The following is a 19,579-nucleotide window of genomic DNA, read 5'->3' on the forward strand; positions in this document are numbered from 1 at the left end:
TAAAGCTGATTTCAGTTATATATTGGTATTATTTTTGCAAATCTGAACCAAGATATAACCGGTTTTAGAAATATCTTGGTATTATTCTGAATACTATGGACCAAGATAAAGGCGATTTTAATAATATCTTGGTGATATCGAAGTAATCCCATACCAAGAAAAGCTACAAATAGCCCATATATTGGTACTGGTTCCCCTCACCCCAAAAATCACAAGACACTTTCAACAATAATGTGCACATTTTTAGTATCACAAGCGTAAAGGGATATCTAAAACAGCTTTCGGTACTTGCAGGTCTTATTGCGGGCTACAATGGAGATAAAATAATTTTTTTATAGTATTTATACATAAATTCTTTATCGTTATTTAATATAATCACCAATTGATTTGATGTACCATATATTTATAGATATTTTGCCCTCAGTGTCGGAACGACTCCTTTACAAGGAAGGTGAACGTCTTGAAAAATATACGGAGATCAAGTCAAATCTTCATAGTTTTGCTATGCACCTTTATGGTGCTTATTAGCACTGCTATGTCTTCAAACAGCGTAGCGGCAGCTTCAAAGAAACCACTTATCGTGGGTGTTCCGGCTGACCGCTGCCCTATGTATTATGTTGATCATCGGACAAACGAAATTGTCGGTATAGGGGCTGATCTTCTGCGTAAAGCAGGAGATGCAGCCGGCTATGAAGTACAGTTTAGGGCAATGCAGGAAGGAAATATTAAGGCGGCCCTCGATAATGATAAGTATGACCTTGTCATGCCGCTTGGAAGTGCTATTTCAAGCGAGGGTGGTCTGCAAAGTGTCATAACGGATGCCTTGGTAGAGACGCCGATGACACTTGTTACTGTGAGTAATCCGGAACTTCCTGCATTTAACAAGTTAAGAGTAGGTATGCTTAAATCTCAGGCAGGTATTGCGGAGACACTCAAACAGACTGTACCGGGAATGGATATAACTTTATACGAAGATGTTTCTGAATGTGTGAGCGTGCTTAAGGCGGGAAAAGTTGATGCACTTTTGAATAATGCATATGTATGGAGCTACCTGCTTCAAAAGCCATTCTATTCGAATCTGAGGGTTCATCCGACGGAAGTCATTTCCATGGGAGTTTATGCAGGCGCGCCTGATACTTCAAATAGCCGTAAGATTATTGAGAAGCTGAACAAGGAAATAGCAACGATTTCAGATAGTGAAAAGCAGGCTATTATTCTTGATTACACGACAAGAAGGCTATACAAATATGATCTTTTGGATTATCTGTACGCGTACAGAGTTATTCTGGGATTATTCTTTATAGTTGTCGTGGTTGGAGCCATTATGTACTTCAGACTCAGAAAAGCCTACAAGATCGCAGAGGAAGCTTCCAGGGCTAAAACTCTGTTTCTTGCAAATATGTCCCATGAGATCAGAACCCCCATAAATTCAATTATGGGTATGGGGGAACTTGTGCAGAGAGAGACGAACGACAAAAAAATCAAGCAGTACGCATTCAATATAAACAGTTCTGCCAATGCGCTTCTGTTCCTTGTGAATGATATTCTTGATTTTTCCAGGATGGAAGAGGGCAAGTTAAAGATAAAAAAAGAGTCCTATCATTTATCGAGCATGATTCACGATGTCAATATGATGATTACAGAACGTGCAGAGAGCAAGGGACTTTTCTATAATCCAATAGTTAATCCGAATATTCCCGATGGGCTTATCGGCGATGAATCAAGGCTGAAGCAGGTTCTGATCAACCTTCTTACAAACGGTGTGAAGTACACCATGGCAGGCTTTGTGGAGCTGAATATAGACTTTACAAAGGTTGAAAATGATTGCATCGATTTGAAAATTCACGTCAAGGACTCAGGCATTGGAATGAAACCTGAGGAGCTTGATAAACTGTTTAGTACATTGGAGAAAATTGAAGAAGGCAATAGAAGATCTCTTGAGGGAATAGGGCTTGGTTTGAGCATTGTCAAACAGATTCTTGATGGAATGGACAGCAAGCTTGAAATTAAGAGTTCGTATGGCGTAGGTAGTGAGTTTTCCTTTGTAGTAAGACAGAAGGTAGCCAACTGGGAGAAGATAGGGGCATATGACAAAATTGATGAGGAAGTTGCTACCGGACAGGGCAATTACAGTCCAAGCTTTATTGCTCCCAATGTAAAAATCCTGGCAGTTGATGATAATGAACTGAATCTTAAGGTTGTTACAGGGCTTCTGGAACGTACAAGGATGACAGTGGATACTGCCCTTAGTGGAAAGACGGCTCTGGATCTCCTTAGCAAAACGAAATATGACATTTTGCTGATAGACCACCGTATGCCCAAGATGGATGGTGTAGAGCTCCTGAAGCATATCAAATACGATGCTGATGGAATAAATTATTACAGCGTTTGCATAGTCCTTACAGCTAATGTTGTCAGCGGAGTAAGAGACATGTTTATTAAGGCCGGTTTTGATGATTATCTGGAAAAACCGGTTAACGGAAAACGTCTCGAGGATATGCTGAAGAAGTATATTCCGGCTGAGAAAATAATTACTCCGGGAAACGCCGAGGCTAATACTATTGAACAAAATATTGGTAATGGCTCGGAAGAAACTGAAGGCAGTGACGATAATAACGAAGAACCTCCGGTAGTCAGATCCGACACTAAAAAAGTGCTTAACAGTCTGGAGAAAGAGGGCTATATCGATATCGAAGCAGGAGTGGACTACGCCGGAACGGAGGAATTGTTTGTCGATACACTTCGTTTCTTCAGGGACAGCGTGGATAAGAAATCGGATGAAATAGAAGAGCTTTACTTTAAAGAAGAAATTGAGGATTACACAACAAAGGTTCATGCACTAAAGAGCTCCGCCAGAATAATCGGAGCGAGGGACCTGTCCGAAAAAGCAAGACTTCTTGAGGAAGCCGGAAATCGCGGAGACCTTGATTACATTAAAGATAACAATAGCGAATTGCTTGAAGATTATCGAAAGTACAAGGAGGTACTGGAGCAGTTGTAGTGTCTGTGAGAGGATAAGCAGTGAAGGCAAATACTTATCGGAACAAGAAATACAACCTGCTCGGAGTGGGAACCATTTCATTCGGTATTGCAGTCAATGTGATTATTTCCTATGTGTCCTATAAATTGGACTTGCCCATTTTTCTCGATACAATAGGAACCATAATTGTTGCTGCAATGGGTGGACTGTTTCCCGGGATAGTGACAGCTGTAGTGACCAATTTGATCTGCACTGTATTTAATGACATTGCGGCTTATTTTGGATTCGTAAACACTTTGGTTGCTATCTATGTAGCATGGTTTGTAAGAAAAAGATCGTTTCGTAAAATTCAAAATATAATCCTGTTCATAGTGGTTTCGGGAATTATAAGCGGCGGAATCAGCGTGCTTATTCAGTGGGGCCTTTTTGGAGGCCCTCAGCAGGACTACACTCTGAGAATCCTTTCTGCGATCGGTGCAGAAGATGAATTTTACAGGTTCTTTATGTCTCTTGTAATAAACATCTGCATGGATATTATTGACAAGAGCATTTCTATAGCAGCAGCGCTTGCGGTTATTCATTTTATTCCATCTAAAGCGCGGGATATCATGCAGGAGATGGGATGGCGACAGCGGCCACTGTCGCCTGAAGAAATCCGGGAGATGGATGAGCATGCAGGTAAAACTCATCATTCCGTGAAAAGACGAATGACGCTTATGCTGCTTGCGATTTCTGTTGCGCTTGTTGCAATAATCAGTGAGCTTGGAATAAGACTCTATTTTGATAATACAAAACAAGAAAGAATGCGGGTTGCAACTACTGCAGCCGATTTTGCTGCGTCCGTTGTTAATCCTGATATGATCGACTCCTATATTGAATACGGGAAAAGCATGTCCGGTTATAAAGAGACCGAGGAAATGCTCAGAAAGATCAGGGAAAATGCAAACGGAGTAAATTATCTTTTCGTTCTTCAGTACAGAGAAGACGGCTGCTACACCGTTTTTGACCTTGGGGATGAGAACGGCAACACAAACCCTCCGGGATCTGTTCTTCAGGTTGAAGCTTCAATGGCACCATACCTGTCACAGCTTCTTGCGGGCGAGGAAATAGAACCGATAGAAACTGATGCCATCAATAAATGGGCGCTTGCTACTTACAGTCCTGTCAGGGACAGATTCGGGAAAACAGTTGCCTATGCGGGTGCTGTGGTTTCTCTGTCATATATGGCAGATTATATGGGTAATTTTATCCTGCGTGTACTTCTTAGTATGTCGGGACTATTCGTGCTGATTCTCGCCTATGGAATGTGGTATACAGGCGCATTTACAACCTATCCGATAAATAGCATGGCTCTTTCAGTAGAGGATTTTATAGGTGCTGGTACCGACCAGAAAAGACTCGATGCAGCCGTGAGAAAATTGCGAGCTCTTGATATTCATACAGGCGATGAAACAGAAAAACTCTATAAGGCTATCTGTGACATGGCACTTAATCAGACAGAGCAGTTCAGAAGTCTTCGCAGATTTTCCGAAAATACCGTGAAAATGCAGGATGGTCTGATCATAACGATGGCGGACCTCGTCGAGAACAGAGATTCCGATACCGGAGCACACGTCCAGAAAACAGCAGCCTATGTGAAGATAATAGTTGAGGGACTTAAGAAAAAGGGATATTACGCTGAAAAAATTACACCGAAATTCATATCAGACGTTGTTCGAAGTGCGCCTCTTCATGATATCGGAAAAATAAATATCCCCGACAATGTGCTTAATAAACCGGGAAAGCTTACGCCTGAAGAATATGAGATTATAAAAACGCATACCACCGCGGGCAAAGAGATTATGGAGAAAGCCATAAGTACAGTGGAAGGCGCGAACTATCTTAAGGAAGCAAGAAATATGGCAGCGTATCACCATGAGAGGTGGGATGGAACAGGTTATCCCGAAGGCTTACACGGTGAGGTGATTCCGCTCTCTGCAAGAATTATGGCAGTTGCGGATGTTTTTGATGCGCTTACTTCTCCCCGGGTTTATAAACCGCCGTTCACCCTGCAGGAATCCCTTGCGATGCTGCAGGATGGTGCCGGAACACAGTTTGACCCCAAGTGTGTGGAAGTGTTTATGGATGCCCTGCCTGAAGTTAAGGTAGTGCTTAGAAAGTACAATGAAAATGTGAATATGGAGGTTGCCGATGAGTAAGAATTCTTTAAAAACAAGGCTAGCGGCAGCCTTTACAGCATTTGCATTATTCCTTACCATAGCGGCGAAAGCTTCTGTGGCAGTAAGTGCTGCAGGAGATACCGGCGATGGAGAAAGCTATGATCTTATTTCTGATACCGCAGTAACTGCACAGAATTCTCTGGATGAATACTCGCTGTATGGTGGCGGATACTCCGCTACGGGACAGATCCCCGGAGTATCTTATACTGCTAAACTGTATACTGCCGAAAAAGGGCTTCCGACCTCAGATGCCATGTTTTTACTTGGAGCAAGTGACGGTCACGTGTGGATTGGCGGCTACAGCGGAATAATAAAATATGACGGAACAGAGTTTACGAGACTGGACACTTCTGACGGACTGACCAGTGCGAGAGCGTTTTTCGAGGACAGCCTTGGCAGAATATGGGTTGGGACAAATGATAACGGAGTTGTAATACTCGATGGAGAGAAAAGGACCTGGCTTACATATGATGACGGTCTCCCTTCATCTTCCACAAGGGAGTTTGCAGAGGATAATGCCGGTAATATTTTTGTCGGAACCACAGCCGGTGTCTGCTATATAGATAAAAATATGCAGATACATACTTCTGTAGATGAGAGATTAGCGGATGAACGTGTGCTGAAGATGGATTCTGATAGTACGGGAAGAATCTATGGACAAACATCAAGCGGTATTGTTTTTGCGATAGATGACTGCGCGGTCAGTGAGCTCTATACCAGTGAAGAACTTGGACTCGGGAAAATAACAAGCCTTGCAGCAGACCCTTACAATAATGGTAAGCTATATTTCGGAACAGAAGGAAGTAACCTGTTTTACGGGGACTTTGGCCTCAATGCCAAAGCACTAAAACGTATATCGGTATCACCACTTGAGGGTGTTCATTGGCTTAGCTATGACTGCGGACGTGTATGGGTAGCTTCAAGAAGCATAGTGGGCTATATTGGTGATGAAGGTCATTTCCATGCTCTTCGAAATATTCCTATGGACAACAACATCGAGATGATGACTTCGGATTATCAGGGGAATATGTGGGTTGCATCTTCTACCCAGGGTGTGATGAAAATTGTGACAAACAATTTCATGGATCTCACCTATGAGGCAGGAATGGAAGAGGCGGCAGTAAATGTCACCTGTCTTATAAAAGGTAATATTTATACCGGTACGGATGAAGGTCTGAAAATTATTGGTAAAAATATAGGACAGGTAAAAAATTCGATTACATCTTTTGTCGGAGAAACAAGAGTCCGTGATATCGAAAGAGATCTGCTCGGAAATACCTGGATATGCACATATTCAAACGAGAAGGGACTTATCTGTGTCCTTCCGGATAATACTATTACTTCGTACACCGTAAAGAATGGCTTGCCTCATAACCAGGTGAGATGTATTGCCTTTAGTCCCGATGGCACAGCTGTTGCGGGTACAAATGACGGAATTGCCCTAATTAAAGACGGTGAAGTGGTAAAAACATTTACCGCGAAGGACGGAATAAAGAATTCTTTAATACAAACGATTTTTGTCGATGATTCCGGGATAATATTTGCAGGTTCGGACGGCGGAGGAATATATGTTATAGAGGGTGATAAGGTTTCGCATCTTGGAAGAGATGACGGGCTTACAAGCGATGTCATAGTTCGAATTATGAGAGATGACAGGCGCGGTGTTTGCTGGATTCTTACCTCCAATTCAATAGAATATATGAAGGACGGAGAAATAATTCCAATAACGACTTTCCCTTATAGCAACAACTATGACATTGCATTTGACGATAAAGATAACGCATGGGTTTTATCCTCCTATGGAGTATATGTTGTAAACGCAAATCTTATGCTCAGGAATGAAATCAGTGATTACAGATTATACACTGTTGAGAACGGACTTCCTTACGGAATTATGACCTATTCCTTTGCTACTAAGGACTATACGGGCAACCTTTATATTCCCGGAAGGAACGGTGTTATCAAGGTCAATATCAATGACTATTATGAAGAAAACGAAAAAGTTAAAACCGGTATAAGTTCTGTATTTTGTGATGACGAGGAAGTTCCAAGGCGTGAGGACGGATCTTACAGGATTCCGGCTTCAGACGGAAGAATTCAGATTTCTGCCGCTGTTATGGATTACACGATGCTTAATCCTCTGGTAAGGGTATTCCTCGAAGGCGGGCAGGATGGTGGCATTACTGTGCTTAGGAGTAAGCTTTCACCACTTGAATTTACAAATCTCAAATATGGCAATTACACCTTGCACATTCAGATATTGGACACCAAAACCGGTGACATTTTACAGGATGATACCTACACAATTATAAAAGAGGCAAAATTTACCGAACTTTTCCTGTTCAGAATGATAATGGCTTTGATTGTCATCGGCATTTCAGGGCGTATTATTTGGAGAATATCGACACATTCAGTAGTGCAAAAACAGTATGCAGAGATCCTGAAGGCAAGGGACGAGGCAGAGCAGGCAAACAAAGCAAAATCCAGGTTCCTTGCAAACATTTCCCACGAGATCAGAACACCTATAAATACGATCATGGGAATGAACGAGATGGTTCTGAGAGAGGATGCGACAGGAGTTCCCAAGGGATATTTTATGTCCATGATGAATTATGCTTTTGATATCAGAAATGCATCGGAATCCTTGCTTGGACTCATTAATAACCTGCTTGACATTTCAAAGATCGAATCCGGAAAAATGCACCTGGTGGAACAGGAATATGATACTCAGGAGATGCTGCGTTCAATCGTATCCATGATACGTGTGAGAAGTACGCAGAAAGAACTGACCTTTGATGTCATCGTTGATGAAATTCTGCCGAAGCGCCTGTACGGTGATTCCGGAAAAATAAAGCAGATAGTTTTAAACCTTCTTACAAATGCGGTCAAATATACAGATTCAGGAGGCTTTGCTCTGATTGTGTCCATGGATGAACGTGAGGATGATATAGCTGGTCTTCGCTTTTCGGTAAAGGATACAGGAATCGGTGTCAAGGCCGAGGATATGGAAAAGCTGTTCACAGCCTACGAAAGACTTGAAGAGGAGAAAAACGCAAACATTCAGGGAACAGGACTGGGACTTGATATTTCCAGACGTTTCGCCGAGCTTATGGAAGGAAAGCTATGGTGCGAAAGTATTTACGGTGAGGGCAGTGAATTTATTCTTACCGTGAAGCAGCGCATAGTTGACGATACTCCCCTTGGAGCATTTATGGAGCATGATGAAAACTCGCCTAAGGGACCTTATATTCCTAAGTTCATAGCACCTGATGCAGATATTCTGGTGGTTGATGATAATCCCATGAATCTCAGTGTTATGAAGGGACTCCTTAAAGCCACAAAGGTATATGTGACGACTGCTTCAAGCGGAGAGGATGCCTTGGATAAGATAAAGGATTCCTCCTTTGATGTGGTACTTCTCGATCACATGATGCCCGGGATGGACGGAATAGAGACGCTACAGAAGATCCGTGAGCTAGAACCCGATCTTCCGGTATACGCACTTACCGCAAACTCCATTGCAGGAGAGGAATTCTATTTATCGAAGGGCTTTAACGGATATCTTGAAAAGCCGGTGGATACGGAAATTCTGGAAAAAACCATCATGCGTCATCTGCCTGAAGAGAAGATGGAAAAGCCGACAAATGACTATGTGGTGGAAGAGATTACTGAGATGCCTGAAACTATGCAGTGGATATACAGCACAGAGGGCATAGATGTAGAAGAAGGTATTAAGAACTCCGGCGGTATTGCATCATATATTTTTGCTCTTGAGCTTTTCCTTGAAACAATTGACGGTAACTCAAAGGCATTAAATGATGCGCTTGAAAACGGAAACATAAGGCTTTACACGATAAAGATACATGCACTGAAAAGTTCTGCGCGTATTATTGGAGCAAAGGCACTTTCCGAGCTTGCATTTAAGCTTGAGGAAGCGGGAAATAAGTCGGATACTGATTTTATAGATGAAAATAACGATAAGTTCATGATGGAATATCTTGCTTATAAAGAAAAACTCTCTAAGTTAAAGCAGGAAGATACCAAAGAGGAAGAGGAAAAGGAAGTAATACCACCTGAAGAACTTGCGGATGCCTATGCTGCGCTATCTGACGTCGTTCCGCAGATGGATTACGATGCGGTTGAGATGATCCTTGAGCAGCTTTCACATTATAAGCTTCCGGAAGAAGATGAGAAAAAGATGAAAGAACTGGAAGCCATGATGAAGAACTTTGATTGGGACAATATGGAAGAACTGGTAAAATCATTGTAGTAAAGGGGAAAAACAATGACGACAAAACGGATGCTTTTCATAGGAGATAAGGAATCATTCATTATTCGTGTCCTTATTGGCAAGGTCAGGGATGCAGGGGTGGACTGCGTGTTTGTTCCGTGCACCGTGAACAGTATAAATGAGAATTGGCAGGATACGCAGCTTCTGGCATTTTACATCGATGATGCCCCTAAGTCCAAGGAAGAAGTCATTCATTTTCTGACAGACAGTATGGAGGAAAAGGGTGCTGAGCTTATCCTTATCGGAGAACAGCTTGATCTTGAGTATGTTTCAGATCATATTCCTGAAGAACTGGTATACAGAACATTTTCACGACCTGTCGATAATCAGGAATTTGTAGACGCAGTAAGCGAATACTTCACGAAGGTCGATGCGGGAGAGTTCAGGAAAAGCATACTCATAGTAGATGATGATCCTCAGTATCTTTCTCTTGTGAGACAGTGGCTTAAGGAAGATTATAAGGTTGCCATGGCTAACTCAGGACTGCAGGCCATAAAGTATCTGGGGAAAAACAAGGTGGACCTCATACTTCTTGACCATGAAATGCCGATCACAACCGGTCCCCAGGTGCTTGAAATGCTCAGAAATGATGAAGAGACAAAGGATATTCCTGTGATTTTCCTCACCGGCAAGGGTGATAAGGAAAGCGTAATGGCAGTTGTTGCGCTAAGACCCGAAGGATATTTTTTGAAGGATATTACAAAGGGAGAACTCCTTGAAAAACTGAATGAATTTTTTATCCTCCACAGGTAGTTATGTTAAAAGGAGTAGTAGGATATGTTTGAATTTATAAGGGCATATCAGCTGGATATCATGCAGTGGCTCTGCGCTGCATGTACGACAATTGCATTCCTTTTGTTTATTACAAGATTCCTCGACAGGCGGAGAAAGTGGATCCTCATTGCAATGGAGTTCACAGCGACTTTTCTCCTCTTTTTCGATCGTCTTTCCTACGTATACCGAGGCGATCTTTCGCCTAAGGGTATTTTTTTGGTGCGCATCAGTAATCTCTTGGTGTTCTTTTTGACTTCACAGGTGGTTTTTGTATTCAATATTTATCTTTATGATATTTTGAGAAACGTGGAGGGTGAAATACGGATTCCGAGAAGACTGCAGTTTTCAGGAGCGGCAGCAGCCTTCGGGATGATCTTTTCCGTGATAGCACATTTTACAGGTTTCTATTACTACTTTGATGAGAACAATGTCTATCATAGAGGTCCGGGATTTCTTGTGTGTTACATTGTTCCCGTAATATGCCCAATCATCCAGTATACAGCTGTCAGAATGTATAGAAAGAGAATAGCCAGGCTTATTTATATAGCACTTACGGCATACATTTTTGTTCCGATAGTAGTCGGGATTATTCAGATATTTGCCTATGGTGTTTCCATCGTAAACATGGCCATGGTTGTGGTATCAATCCTTATGTATGTGTTCTCTTACCTTGACATTAACGATACGGTTGAGAAGGCGCAGCGTGTTCAGATGCACGAACTTCGTGAGGAGAGGCGGAGTATGAAGCGCCTCTTTGATCAGACAGCGACAGCTTTTGTGACAGCAGTTGAAAAGAAGGATTCTTTTTCAGTGGGAACTTCCGAGCGTGTTGCGGATTGCGCCAAAAGGATAGCGGAGATTTACGGGAAAAGTGCTGAGGAGTGCGATGAGATATATTACGCAGCGCTTCTGCATGATGTCGGTAGAATAGGAATCGCTGATAATCTTATTGATAAGAATGAAAATTTAACGGATGAGGAGCTTCAAATTGTAAAGCAACAGCCGGTCATCAGCAGTGAAATATTATCCAGTATCAGGGAGTATCCTTCTCTAAAGACCGGAGCTCTTTACTGTCATGAAAGGTATGATGGCACAGGATATCCTGATGGCTTAAAGGGAAAAGAAATTCCTGAGATAGCAAGGATAATAGCGATTGCTGATGCTTACGGCACCATGATGGCTCCGAAAAGCTACCGCGATGCTTTACCTTATCTCACCGTGCGTGAGGAACTTATCAAGGGATCAGGCACGCAGTTTGATCCGGATTTTACCGACATTATGGTTAAAATTCTGGATGAAGATAGCAGAATTGAAAGTCAGGAGGAAATTAAGCTTCAGAAGACGCTTAAGTGCAGGAAGTACAGAGACAGTATCTCCGTGGGAATTCCGGTTAATACAAAGGAGAGGGAGATCATTTTTTCCTCCAAGAGGGCAGGTGGAGACAGTAAGAGCTTTTCAGCCCCTTCAATTATTCTGTTCGACTCCTATGACAGAATTGTGCATGACAATCAGAAAGCCATAGAGGCATATCATTATCTGGAATTCGGTGAAATATGGTTTGACGGGCATTATATCTCCACAAGTGCGAGAGAGGTGGAGATAACCGAGGCAGAGAAAACAGCATTAGATGGAAAACGTAAATACAGCATTCAGGCGGCAAAATTTGAGGATCATTTGTCACTTCAGATGATTAGCCCCGAGCACATTTTTAATGTTATTGTTGCACTGCCTGATAAATCAAAGGCTGTTTATATCGGTATCACCGGTGAAAACTGTGATATACATGATATCGAAGTTCAGCTTACAGGAAGAGAGATTAAGGAAGGTGATATAAGGAAAATCGTTGGTGATGTAAGCTTCATCGAGAGGATGGAATCCGATGTCCCGAATGTCCAGGTAAACGGCTTCCGCAGCGCATCAACTCAGGGGATAAAGGTTGAAGACGGTCTTAATATCAAATTCCATAGCATGACACTTCCCGATGCGGATCTTGTGTGGCATTGTCCTTACATAGTTCTTTTCTCCTCCGAGGATGGAAACATAGGAGGAAGCGGGTATAAGGAATATGCGCTTATTAAGATAAACGGCGAGGAAGAGGAAGTAGAGACCAACGCCCGCAACAAATTTATCATGAAAAAGAAGGACACCTTCCCAGGGTGGGATGTCTGGAAAACTGAAAATAAGGCAGGAATTGAGAGTGAGATAAACTTTATTAAGCGAGGAAACAAGATTACAACGATTACTGAGAATCTTGGTATCTACATAGAAAATATCACTGAGGTATCGGGAATTGGAGAGATTGTTTACGCGGCTCTGACCGGCGATGAAGTCGCCCTGACTGACATCAGAATAAGATAAAAAATGGCACAGACGCCTCTAAGAGGAACTGTGCCATTTCTGCGTTTAAACATCAGTCTTCAAATGATACATCAAAAAGACCACTTGTGATATCTGCTTTTATGTACTTTTCTTTATTATTGTCTGTTCTGAATTTGCGCTCTGTTATAGTGCCGCCAACCTTGATGGTTCCGGAGGTTGCATCTATATTAAAGTCGTAATCGTCCTTTTTTCCGGCAATACCAAGCTTCATATCACCTGAAGTGGATTGAAGATCAGCTTTGTTCACCTTGAATTTCTCAAAGACCATAAGACCGCTTGTCATATCGGCACTGAGTTCATCTGTTTCGCAATCTGTAAGGTGCATATCTCCCGAAGTGAGTTCGAGGCTCAGTTTGTCAGTGATGACTTTATCGAGATTGATGTCACCTGAAGATGCGGATACCCTAAGATCCTCGGACTTTATGTTATCAAGCTTTACAACTCCTGAAGATACGTCGACTTTTCCCTTGATATCAACACTGTCGACAGCTATTGTGCCGGAAGAAGCCTCGAGCTTGGTATCGATTATTCCGGCATTATCGGGAACGGTGATCTTGTAATACTGCTCGCCATCTCTGTCAAAATTGAAGCTGAGAAGAATTCCGTTGTGTGACGGCTGATTTATCTTAAGCTTCTTGCCATTCTGATCTACCTTGGGGATGTTGTCCTCATAGGCGCAGTACTCAAGCTTATAGGAATCGCCCCTTACAAGATATGTGTTGATTGATGCTGTATCCACGTCCAGCTCGTCAAATTCGGAAAGCTTTATAGTATCTTTTACCAGTTCTTTATTTGCTCTTGCGCTCGCGCCGTTTGAACCGATTGCGATAATGGGGCTGGCACCAAGAAGGATCCCTGCGCCGAGGATTATCGCACCGAAAGCTACCATCACACCTGCTACCATAAATACAATTCTATTATTCATATCGCGTCTCCCTCACTTTCTTATTTCTAAAAATCGAACGGAAAAATGCTTTAACAAATATAATAAGTGCATAGGTAAGTGCTATTCCAAGACCTGCCATGATCAATCCTGCACCTATTGTGAAGAACTTCTGGCCTATTCCGGGAACCATCACGCCCCAGAATATGGAAGCAAAACCTGCTGCTGCAATTGCAACTGCTGTAATTACCAGTGATAAGAGTATGGCCAGTAATGCTATGCCAAGTGCAAGCACAACCGCAACTGCTGCAATTCCAAGGGGCAGTGAGAGAGGGAGAGATATTATGCCAAGTATTGTGAGCCATAAAACTGTGGCCTTTCCCTTTACTGTCTTTTGCTCCTCGGTGTTCTCTATGTGCTTTTGCGTGCACTGTTCGATAATACTTTTGGCAACTTCCTTGGGAGTACCGAGCTTTGCTACAACATCCTCGTCTCCGGTAAGTTCCATGTCGGAAATATATCCATCGTAATACTCGATAGCATCCAGCCTGTCGTCGACAGGGATGAGTCTTAATCTGTTATCGAGTTCATTTAAAAATTGTTCCTTGTTCATTCTGTCATCCCCTCCTCAGAACTCTTGGCGATGTCTGATCCTGTCCCCTTTATCAGACCGTCGATTTTGTCCTTGTACTCGTTCCACTCGCCTTCATAGAATCCAAGCATCTGTCTGCCCTCATCCGTGATTGCGTAATATCGTCTGTTTCGCCCCTGAAATGGAGCATCATAGGTTCTTAGGCACCCTGACTTCTGAAGCCTTCTGAGAACCGGATAGAGGGTTGATTCCGAAATATCCACCACCTGACGCACCTTTTGTGTCAAAGTGTAACCATATGAATCTTCACTTCTAACTATTCCCAGAACGCAGGCATCCAGCAACGGTGCTGTTAATTGATACGTCATGCTTGTCGCTCCTTTCTACTGTTTTGATCATATAATATTATATAACGTATAGTATTATAAATATCAACACATTATATAAAAAATAATAATATAATAGCAATAAGAATAATATTTCAGATTAAATGTAAAATATACTTGACATATTTCATCTAGAGGGTTATTTTATAGTTACAAGAGAAAATGATCATGACTTTTGCGATAGCAAATAAAACGTACATTTATAGGAGGATGATTGAAATGAAAGAGTCTTGGATTTTAGTAATTATGTATCTGATTATTGTTGCTGTAATTGCTGTTATTGCAAGGAAGAAGAAAAAGAATCAGCAATACGACGAGATGCAGCAGAGCATTCGCGCCGAAGCATTTAAGCGTGCATACTTCACCACAGTTATACTTCTTGTTGGAATCATCATATATGATACCTGCGCCGGAGCACCCCTTCCGCAGTATGTTTTAAGCGGACTTCTCATCGTTGTGGTTATGGCAAGCTTTCTCATATTTGCGATTTACTGCGTGCTTCATGATTCGTTCTTTTTTATGGGACAGAGCTGGCGCAGCTACTTCGGAGTAAGCATAGGCATTGGCGTCATCCAGCTTATTTCCTTTGTATCAACTCTTTTGAGATGGTTCAGAGAGGATAGGATTAACGATTCCTTCGCGTACCTGTTTTTCTCAAAGCTTTCAAGCAGTGCCATGATGGCATTGACCTTCCTGACACTTGCGGTTGTTATCGGGGTAAAAAGTTTAAGAGATGGGAGAACAAGTGAGGAATAAGCTATGAAGAATCTTAAATTAAAATCAGCCAGAGCTGCGAAAGACTTATCCCAGGACGATCTTGCCAAGCTCTGTAATGTATCAAGGCAGACTATCAGTGCAATTGAAAAGGGTGATTACAACCCGACTATTAAGCTCTGTGTATCAATCTGTAAGGCTCTGGACAGAACTCTTGATGAACTGTTTTGGGAATGAAAATAATATGTTATTATATTGGTAAGAGGCAAAGACGCTTACATCAGTGGCGTTCTTTGCCTTTTTGTTTTACATAGTGTTTTCTCGCATGGAGGGCTTCGTATGGCAGCATTTGACAGAATATTGTCCGGGATTCCGGAGATGGATAAGGCACTTGATAATATAAGACTTGGAGACAACGTGGTTTTCAGAGTTTCAGAACTCTCGGAGTTTAAGCTTTTTGTGGATCCATATATTGAGCAGGCAAAAAAGGATAATCGAAACATTATCTATTTCAGGTTTGCATCCCATGAGCCTTTAGTGGAGGACTGCCCGGAGGTCAAAACTATCCATATTCCGCTGTCACATCGCTTTGAGACCTTCACTGTGGAGATACATAACATTATAGATAAAGAAGGTAAAGACGCCTTCTATGTGTTTGATTGTCTCTCAGAGCTTCAGATTGCCTGGGCGACTGACCTAATGATGGGCAACTTTTTCAGAGTTACCTGCCCGTTTCTATTCATTCTTGATACAGTGGCCTTTTTCCCGATTATAAGAGGTAAACATTCATATCATGCTGTTAATAAGATTCTCAATACTACTCAGCTTTTCCTAGATGTTTATTCTGATACCAGAAATGTCTATGTGAGGGCGGAGAAGGTCTGGAACCGCGACTCAGAGACAATGTTCCTTCCTCATATTTATAAAAAGGAGGATGGGACCTTCAGACCTATTCTGGATGGTGTCCAGTCAAGCCGGTTTTACCAGGTACTTGATAATTTCCAGAGACCCGGTGAGGATCAGTACATCGACTTCTGGGACAGATTTTTCAACATGGCGAAAATGCAGTACGACAATCACATGGACATCGAGGAGTCCTGCAACATGATGTGCAATATCATGATGACCCGCGATGAGAAGATGAGGCAGATGGTGAAAAAGCACTTTAAGCCGGAGGATTATTTCAACGTTCGAAGTCACATGATAGGTACCGGACTTATCGGAGGAAAAGCCTGTGGAATGCTGCTTTCAAGAGCCATCATAAGAAATATGGCTCCTGAAATTAACGAGGTACTGGAACCCCATGATTCATTTTTTATAGGTTCTGACATCTACTACACCTACATCGTTGACAATGAATTTTGGGATATCCGTGTCAGACAGAGAACGGAAGAGGAGTACTTCTCCCTTGCGGAGGAATTTGCAGATAAGCTGAAGAAGGGAGTTTTCTCGGAGGACCTCAGAACTCAGTTCGGACATATTCTGGAGTACTACGGGCAGGATCCGTTTATCGTAAGATCCAGCAGTATCCTTGAGGACGGTTTTGGTAATGCTTTTGCGGGAAAATATGAATCGGTATTCTGTGCCAACAGGGGTACTCTTGAGGAGCGCCTATCAGAGTTTGAGAATGCCATAAGGACTGTATATGCGAGCACCATGAGTCTGTCAGCTCTTGATTACAGAAAAAGAAGAGGGCTTGATAAGAGAGATGAGCAGATGGCATTGCTTGTTCAGAGAGTTTCAGGCTCCTATTACGGGCAGTACTATATGCCCTGTGCGGCAGGAGTCGGCTATTCCTACAGCCCCTACAAGTTCCTCTCGGGCATTGATCCCAAGGCAGGAATGCTGAGACTTGTCATGGGACTTGGTACCTCAGCTGTCGACAGAACCATGGGATCCTATCCTCGTCTCGTTAGTCTTGATATGCCTGAAGCGACTTCAGCCGTGACGATAGCGGAGAAACACCAGTTTTCACAAAGGGCGGTCGAAGCCGTGGATGTGGGCGAACACATGCTTAAGAGGCTTGAACTTCGCGACATCGAGAGCAAACTTCCAATGTATCTTATAAATACGCTCCTGGAGCATGACTTCGAGGTGGAGGATTCCCTTAAGGAGCGCGGAATCTACCGCGATGTGAGATTCATTTCCTGCAGTGGACTTGTGAAAAAAGAGCAGCTGATGACTCAGATGCAGCAGCTGATGCAGGTTATCCAGAAGGAATATGAGCACGCAGTGGACATCGAATTTACAATGAACCTCTCAGAGAATGGGGAATATTCGATAAACCTTTTGCAGTGCAGACCGCTGCAGATATTCAAGGATACAGCAGCAGTCGAGATCCCTGAGAATATTCCGAAGGAGAAGATCATCCTCGAGAGCATAGGAGCATCGATGGGACTCTCCAGAAGCGTTCCAATTGACCTTATAGTCTATGTGGACCCTAAGGCTTATTACAACATGCCCTACGCAGAGAAGTCCGGCATCGCCAACCTCATCGGGAAAGTCAACTGGACCTACAGAGAACAGGGTAGACACATGATGCTCATCGTGCCCGGCAGAATCGGAACTTCATCACCTGAACTCGGAGTACCCACAACTTTCGCTGATATCAGTGAGTTTGAGACTGTTTGTGAAGTTGAGGAAAAGGAAGTGGGCTACAATCCCGAGCTCTCCTACGGAAGCCACATCTTCCAGGATCTCGTCGAGGCTGACATCCTCTACACCGCTGTTTTTGCGAATGAAAAGACTCTTGTTTTCGCTCCGGATAAGCTCTCCGCATATAAAGATATCTCCTCTGATTTTATAAGTGATGAGAAAAATAAAGACATAGCCAGAGTCTACGATCTTAAAGGCAGCGAACTTACTCTGTACTACGACCTTGAGAACAACAAATTGCTATTGGTATAGGATAGTAAATAAAAATTTCATCCCCCGGTAAATAATTTGAACTTTTATTACGATATATAAGTATAGAACAAATTATGAGGGGGATCACATGTACAAGCACAGAATTACTTCACACATTTTATCAGTATGCTTTTCCTGCATGCTTTTTATTACTGCACTTTTCTCATCAAATATCACCGTTAGTGCCGACTCAGCGCCTACATCCTACAACCTCTGGATCGGCAGTACCCAGATCACAAGCGCCAACATGGCTTATATAAAATGCGGAACAGGAAGTGCTTCATTTGATCCTTCCACCAATACTCTTACCTTTAATAGTGCAACGGCAATAAGCGGCACCTACAATGGGAAAATCGCTTCAAACTGCATGGTCTACACAGAAATCCCTCTTAAAATTCGCGGCAACGCAAAACTACTGGCTCCCAATATCACAACTATGATAATCGGATCCTACATGGCTGCGCTCGACATACAAGGTAATTTTGATTTTAGCGGAGGAAAGAACGGCTTCTTCTCCACAGACAAAATAACAATTAGCGGTGGTAATACTTCTATTACAATAAAAAACGCTGACAAAGCGATATCAGGAAGAGGAGGAGTTCTGGTAGATGGCGGCACATTGGAATTCACCTCTGTCAATCAGGGAATCTATACGGATACAGGAGCGCTTGAACTCCTTAGCGGGAAAATAAGCATCAGTGCGAAAGAATCTGTAGTACTGGCCTATGATAACAATGACATAAATATAGCAAGTGACCTCATATTTGAAACACCCAAAAACTTCACAATTAAGAATATAAAAGTCGGCGATAGCAGCTATAACGTGATTGCGGACGATGCAGGAAATATTGCCAAAGAACTACGCGCAGCATCAGCACAGCCTACAACCTACGGAGAAGATCCGATTCCTGAGCCTGAAACAAAACCGGAAGATAATACGAGCAAAACAGGACTGCAGCCCGTAGAGGAAGTAAAGAAAGTTGAAGAACCTGCACCGGGAGGAAAAGCGGAAGGAACAGCCTTTACTGTGGAGGAAAAAGCGGCTGAGTTTGTAGTTACTTCCTCTGCACAGGAAAATCCTACGGTTGATTATAAATGTACTATTAATAAGAAAGCAAAAAGGATAACCATTCCCGAGACGGTTACTGTAGACGGAATTACTTATAACGTTACTGGTGTTGCAACCAAGGCATTTAGCGGCTGCAAGAAACTAGGGACTGTAACAATAGGTAACAACGTAATAAATATCAGAGCGAATGCATTTAAAGGTGCAAAGAACCTTAAGACCATAAATGTCAAATCTACAAAATTGACCAAAGACTCTGTTGCTTCAAAAGCTTTTAAGGGCACACCGAAAAATGTGACAGTAAAGGTTCCGAAGAAACTGAAGAAGACCTATCAAAAGCTTTTCATAAAGAAGGGCTTGGCAAAAAACGCTAAGATCAGGTGATCTC

General features: G+C 42.5%; 12 protein-coding genes. 9 read left to right on the forward strand and 3 right to left on the reverse strand.

Features of this window, described 5'->3' with window-relative positions; translation table 11 throughout:
• Window positions 1–460 precede the first annotated feature (460 nt).
• Genes BMW61_RS11750 through BMW61_RS11770 form a run of 5 tightly spaced genes read left to right on the forward strand, consistent with a single transcriptional unit; the run spans window position 461 to window position 12,622 of the window.
• Window positions 461–3,001 (forward strand): response regulator, encoded by a 2,541-nt coding sequence (locus BMW61_RS11750; RefSeq protein WP_175475175.1) that lies wholly within the window; start codon window positions 461–463, stop codon window positions 2,999–3,001.
• Window positions 3,002–3,021: 20 nt separating this feature from the next.
• Window positions 3,022–5,178: an HD domain-containing phosphohydrolase gene (locus tag BMW61_RS11755; RefSeq protein ID WP_091822101.1), complete on the forward strand. Its 2,157-nt coding sequence runs from the start codon at window positions 3,022–3,024 to the stop codon at window positions 5,176–5,178.
• Window positions 5,171–9,469, forward strand: a complete 4,299-nt coding sequence (locus BMW61_RS11760) for a hybrid sensor histidine kinase/response regulator (protein ID WP_091822103.1) — start codon at window positions 5,171–5,173, stop codon at window positions 9,467–9,469. The genes BMW61_RS11755 and BMW61_RS11760 overlap by 8 nt, the downstream gene beginning before the upstream one ends.
• A 15-nt stretch (window positions 9,470–9,484) precedes the next feature.
• Window positions 9,485–10,243, forward strand: a complete 759-nt coding sequence (locus BMW61_RS11765) for a response regulator (protein WP_091822106.1) — start codon at window positions 9,485–9,487, stop codon at window positions 10,241–10,243.
• 24 nt (window positions 10,244–10,267) lie between these two features.
• Window positions 10,268–12,622 (forward strand): HD domain-containing phosphohydrolase, encoded by a 2,355-nt coding sequence (locus BMW61_RS11770; protein WP_091822108.1) that lies wholly within the window; start codon window positions 10,268–10,270, stop codon window positions 12,620–12,622.
• Window positions 12,623–12,674: 52 nt separating this feature from the next.
• On the opposite strand, the gene BMW61_RS11775 is transcribed toward BMW61_RS11770, so the two are convergent.
• The 3 genes from BMW61_RS11775 to BMW61_RS11785 are packed head-to-tail and all read right to left on the reverse strand — an operon-like array spanning window position 12,675 to window position 14,486.
• Complete coding sequence (locus BMW61_RS11775) at window positions 12,675–13,568, reverse strand: DUF4097 family beta strand repeat-containing protein (protein WP_091822110.1); 894 nt, start codon at window positions 13,566–13,568, stop codon at window positions 12,675–12,677.
• A complete protein-coding gene (locus tag BMW61_RS11780; RefSeq protein WP_091822113.1) occupies window positions 13,561–14,139 on the reverse strand; it encodes a DUF1700 domain-containing protein in 579 nt (192 codons plus the stop codon). Before BMW61_RS11780 ends, BMW61_RS11775 begins: the two co-directional genes overlap by 8 nt.
• A complete protein-coding gene (locus tag BMW61_RS11785; protein WP_022760659.1) occupies window positions 14,136–14,486 on the reverse strand; it encodes a PadR family transcriptional regulator in 351 nt (116 codons plus the stop codon). The genes BMW61_RS11780 and BMW61_RS11785 overlap by 4 nt, the downstream gene beginning before the upstream one ends.
• 237 nt (window positions 14,487–14,723) lie before the next feature.
• Here BMW61_RS11785 and BMW61_RS11790 point away from each other — a divergent pair, with 237 nt between their 5' ends.
• The 4 genes from BMW61_RS11790 (at window position 14,724) to BMW61_RS11805 (ending at window position 19,575) form a co-directional block, all read left to right on the forward strand.
• Window positions 14,724–15,260, forward strand: coding sequence for a DUF2178 domain-containing protein (locus BMW61_RS11790; RefSeq protein ID WP_091822115.1), 537 nt, complete (start codon window positions 14,724–14,726; stop codon window positions 15,258–15,260).
• A 3-nt stretch (window positions 15,261–15,263) separates the two neighbouring features.
• Window positions 15,264–15,455, forward strand: a complete 192-nt coding sequence (locus BMW61_RS11795; protein WP_091822118.1) for a helix-turn-helix transcriptional regulator — start codon at window positions 15,264–15,266, stop codon at window positions 15,453–15,455.
• A gap of 102 nt (window positions 15,456–15,557) precedes the next feature.
• The gene (locus BMW61_RS11800) at window positions 15,558–18,125 is read left to right on the forward strand and encodes a PEP/pyruvate-binding domain-containing protein (RefSeq protein WP_091822120.1); all 2,568 of its coding nucleotides are present in this window, start codon (window positions 15,558–15,560) and stop codon (window positions 18,123–18,125) included.
• An 88-nt stretch (window positions 18,126–18,213) separates the two neighbouring features.
• Window positions 18,214–19,575, forward strand: coding sequence for a leucine-rich repeat protein (locus BMW61_RS11805; protein ID WP_091822123.1), 1,362 nt, complete (start codon window positions 18,214–18,216; stop codon window positions 19,573–19,575).
• Window positions 19,576–19,579: the final 4 nt, after the last annotated feature.

The sequence above is a fragment of the Butyrivibrio sp. ob235 genome (genome assembly GCF_900109475.1).
Taxonomy (GTDB): Bacteria; Bacillota; Clostridia; order Lachnospirales; family Lachnospiraceae; genus Butyrivibrio.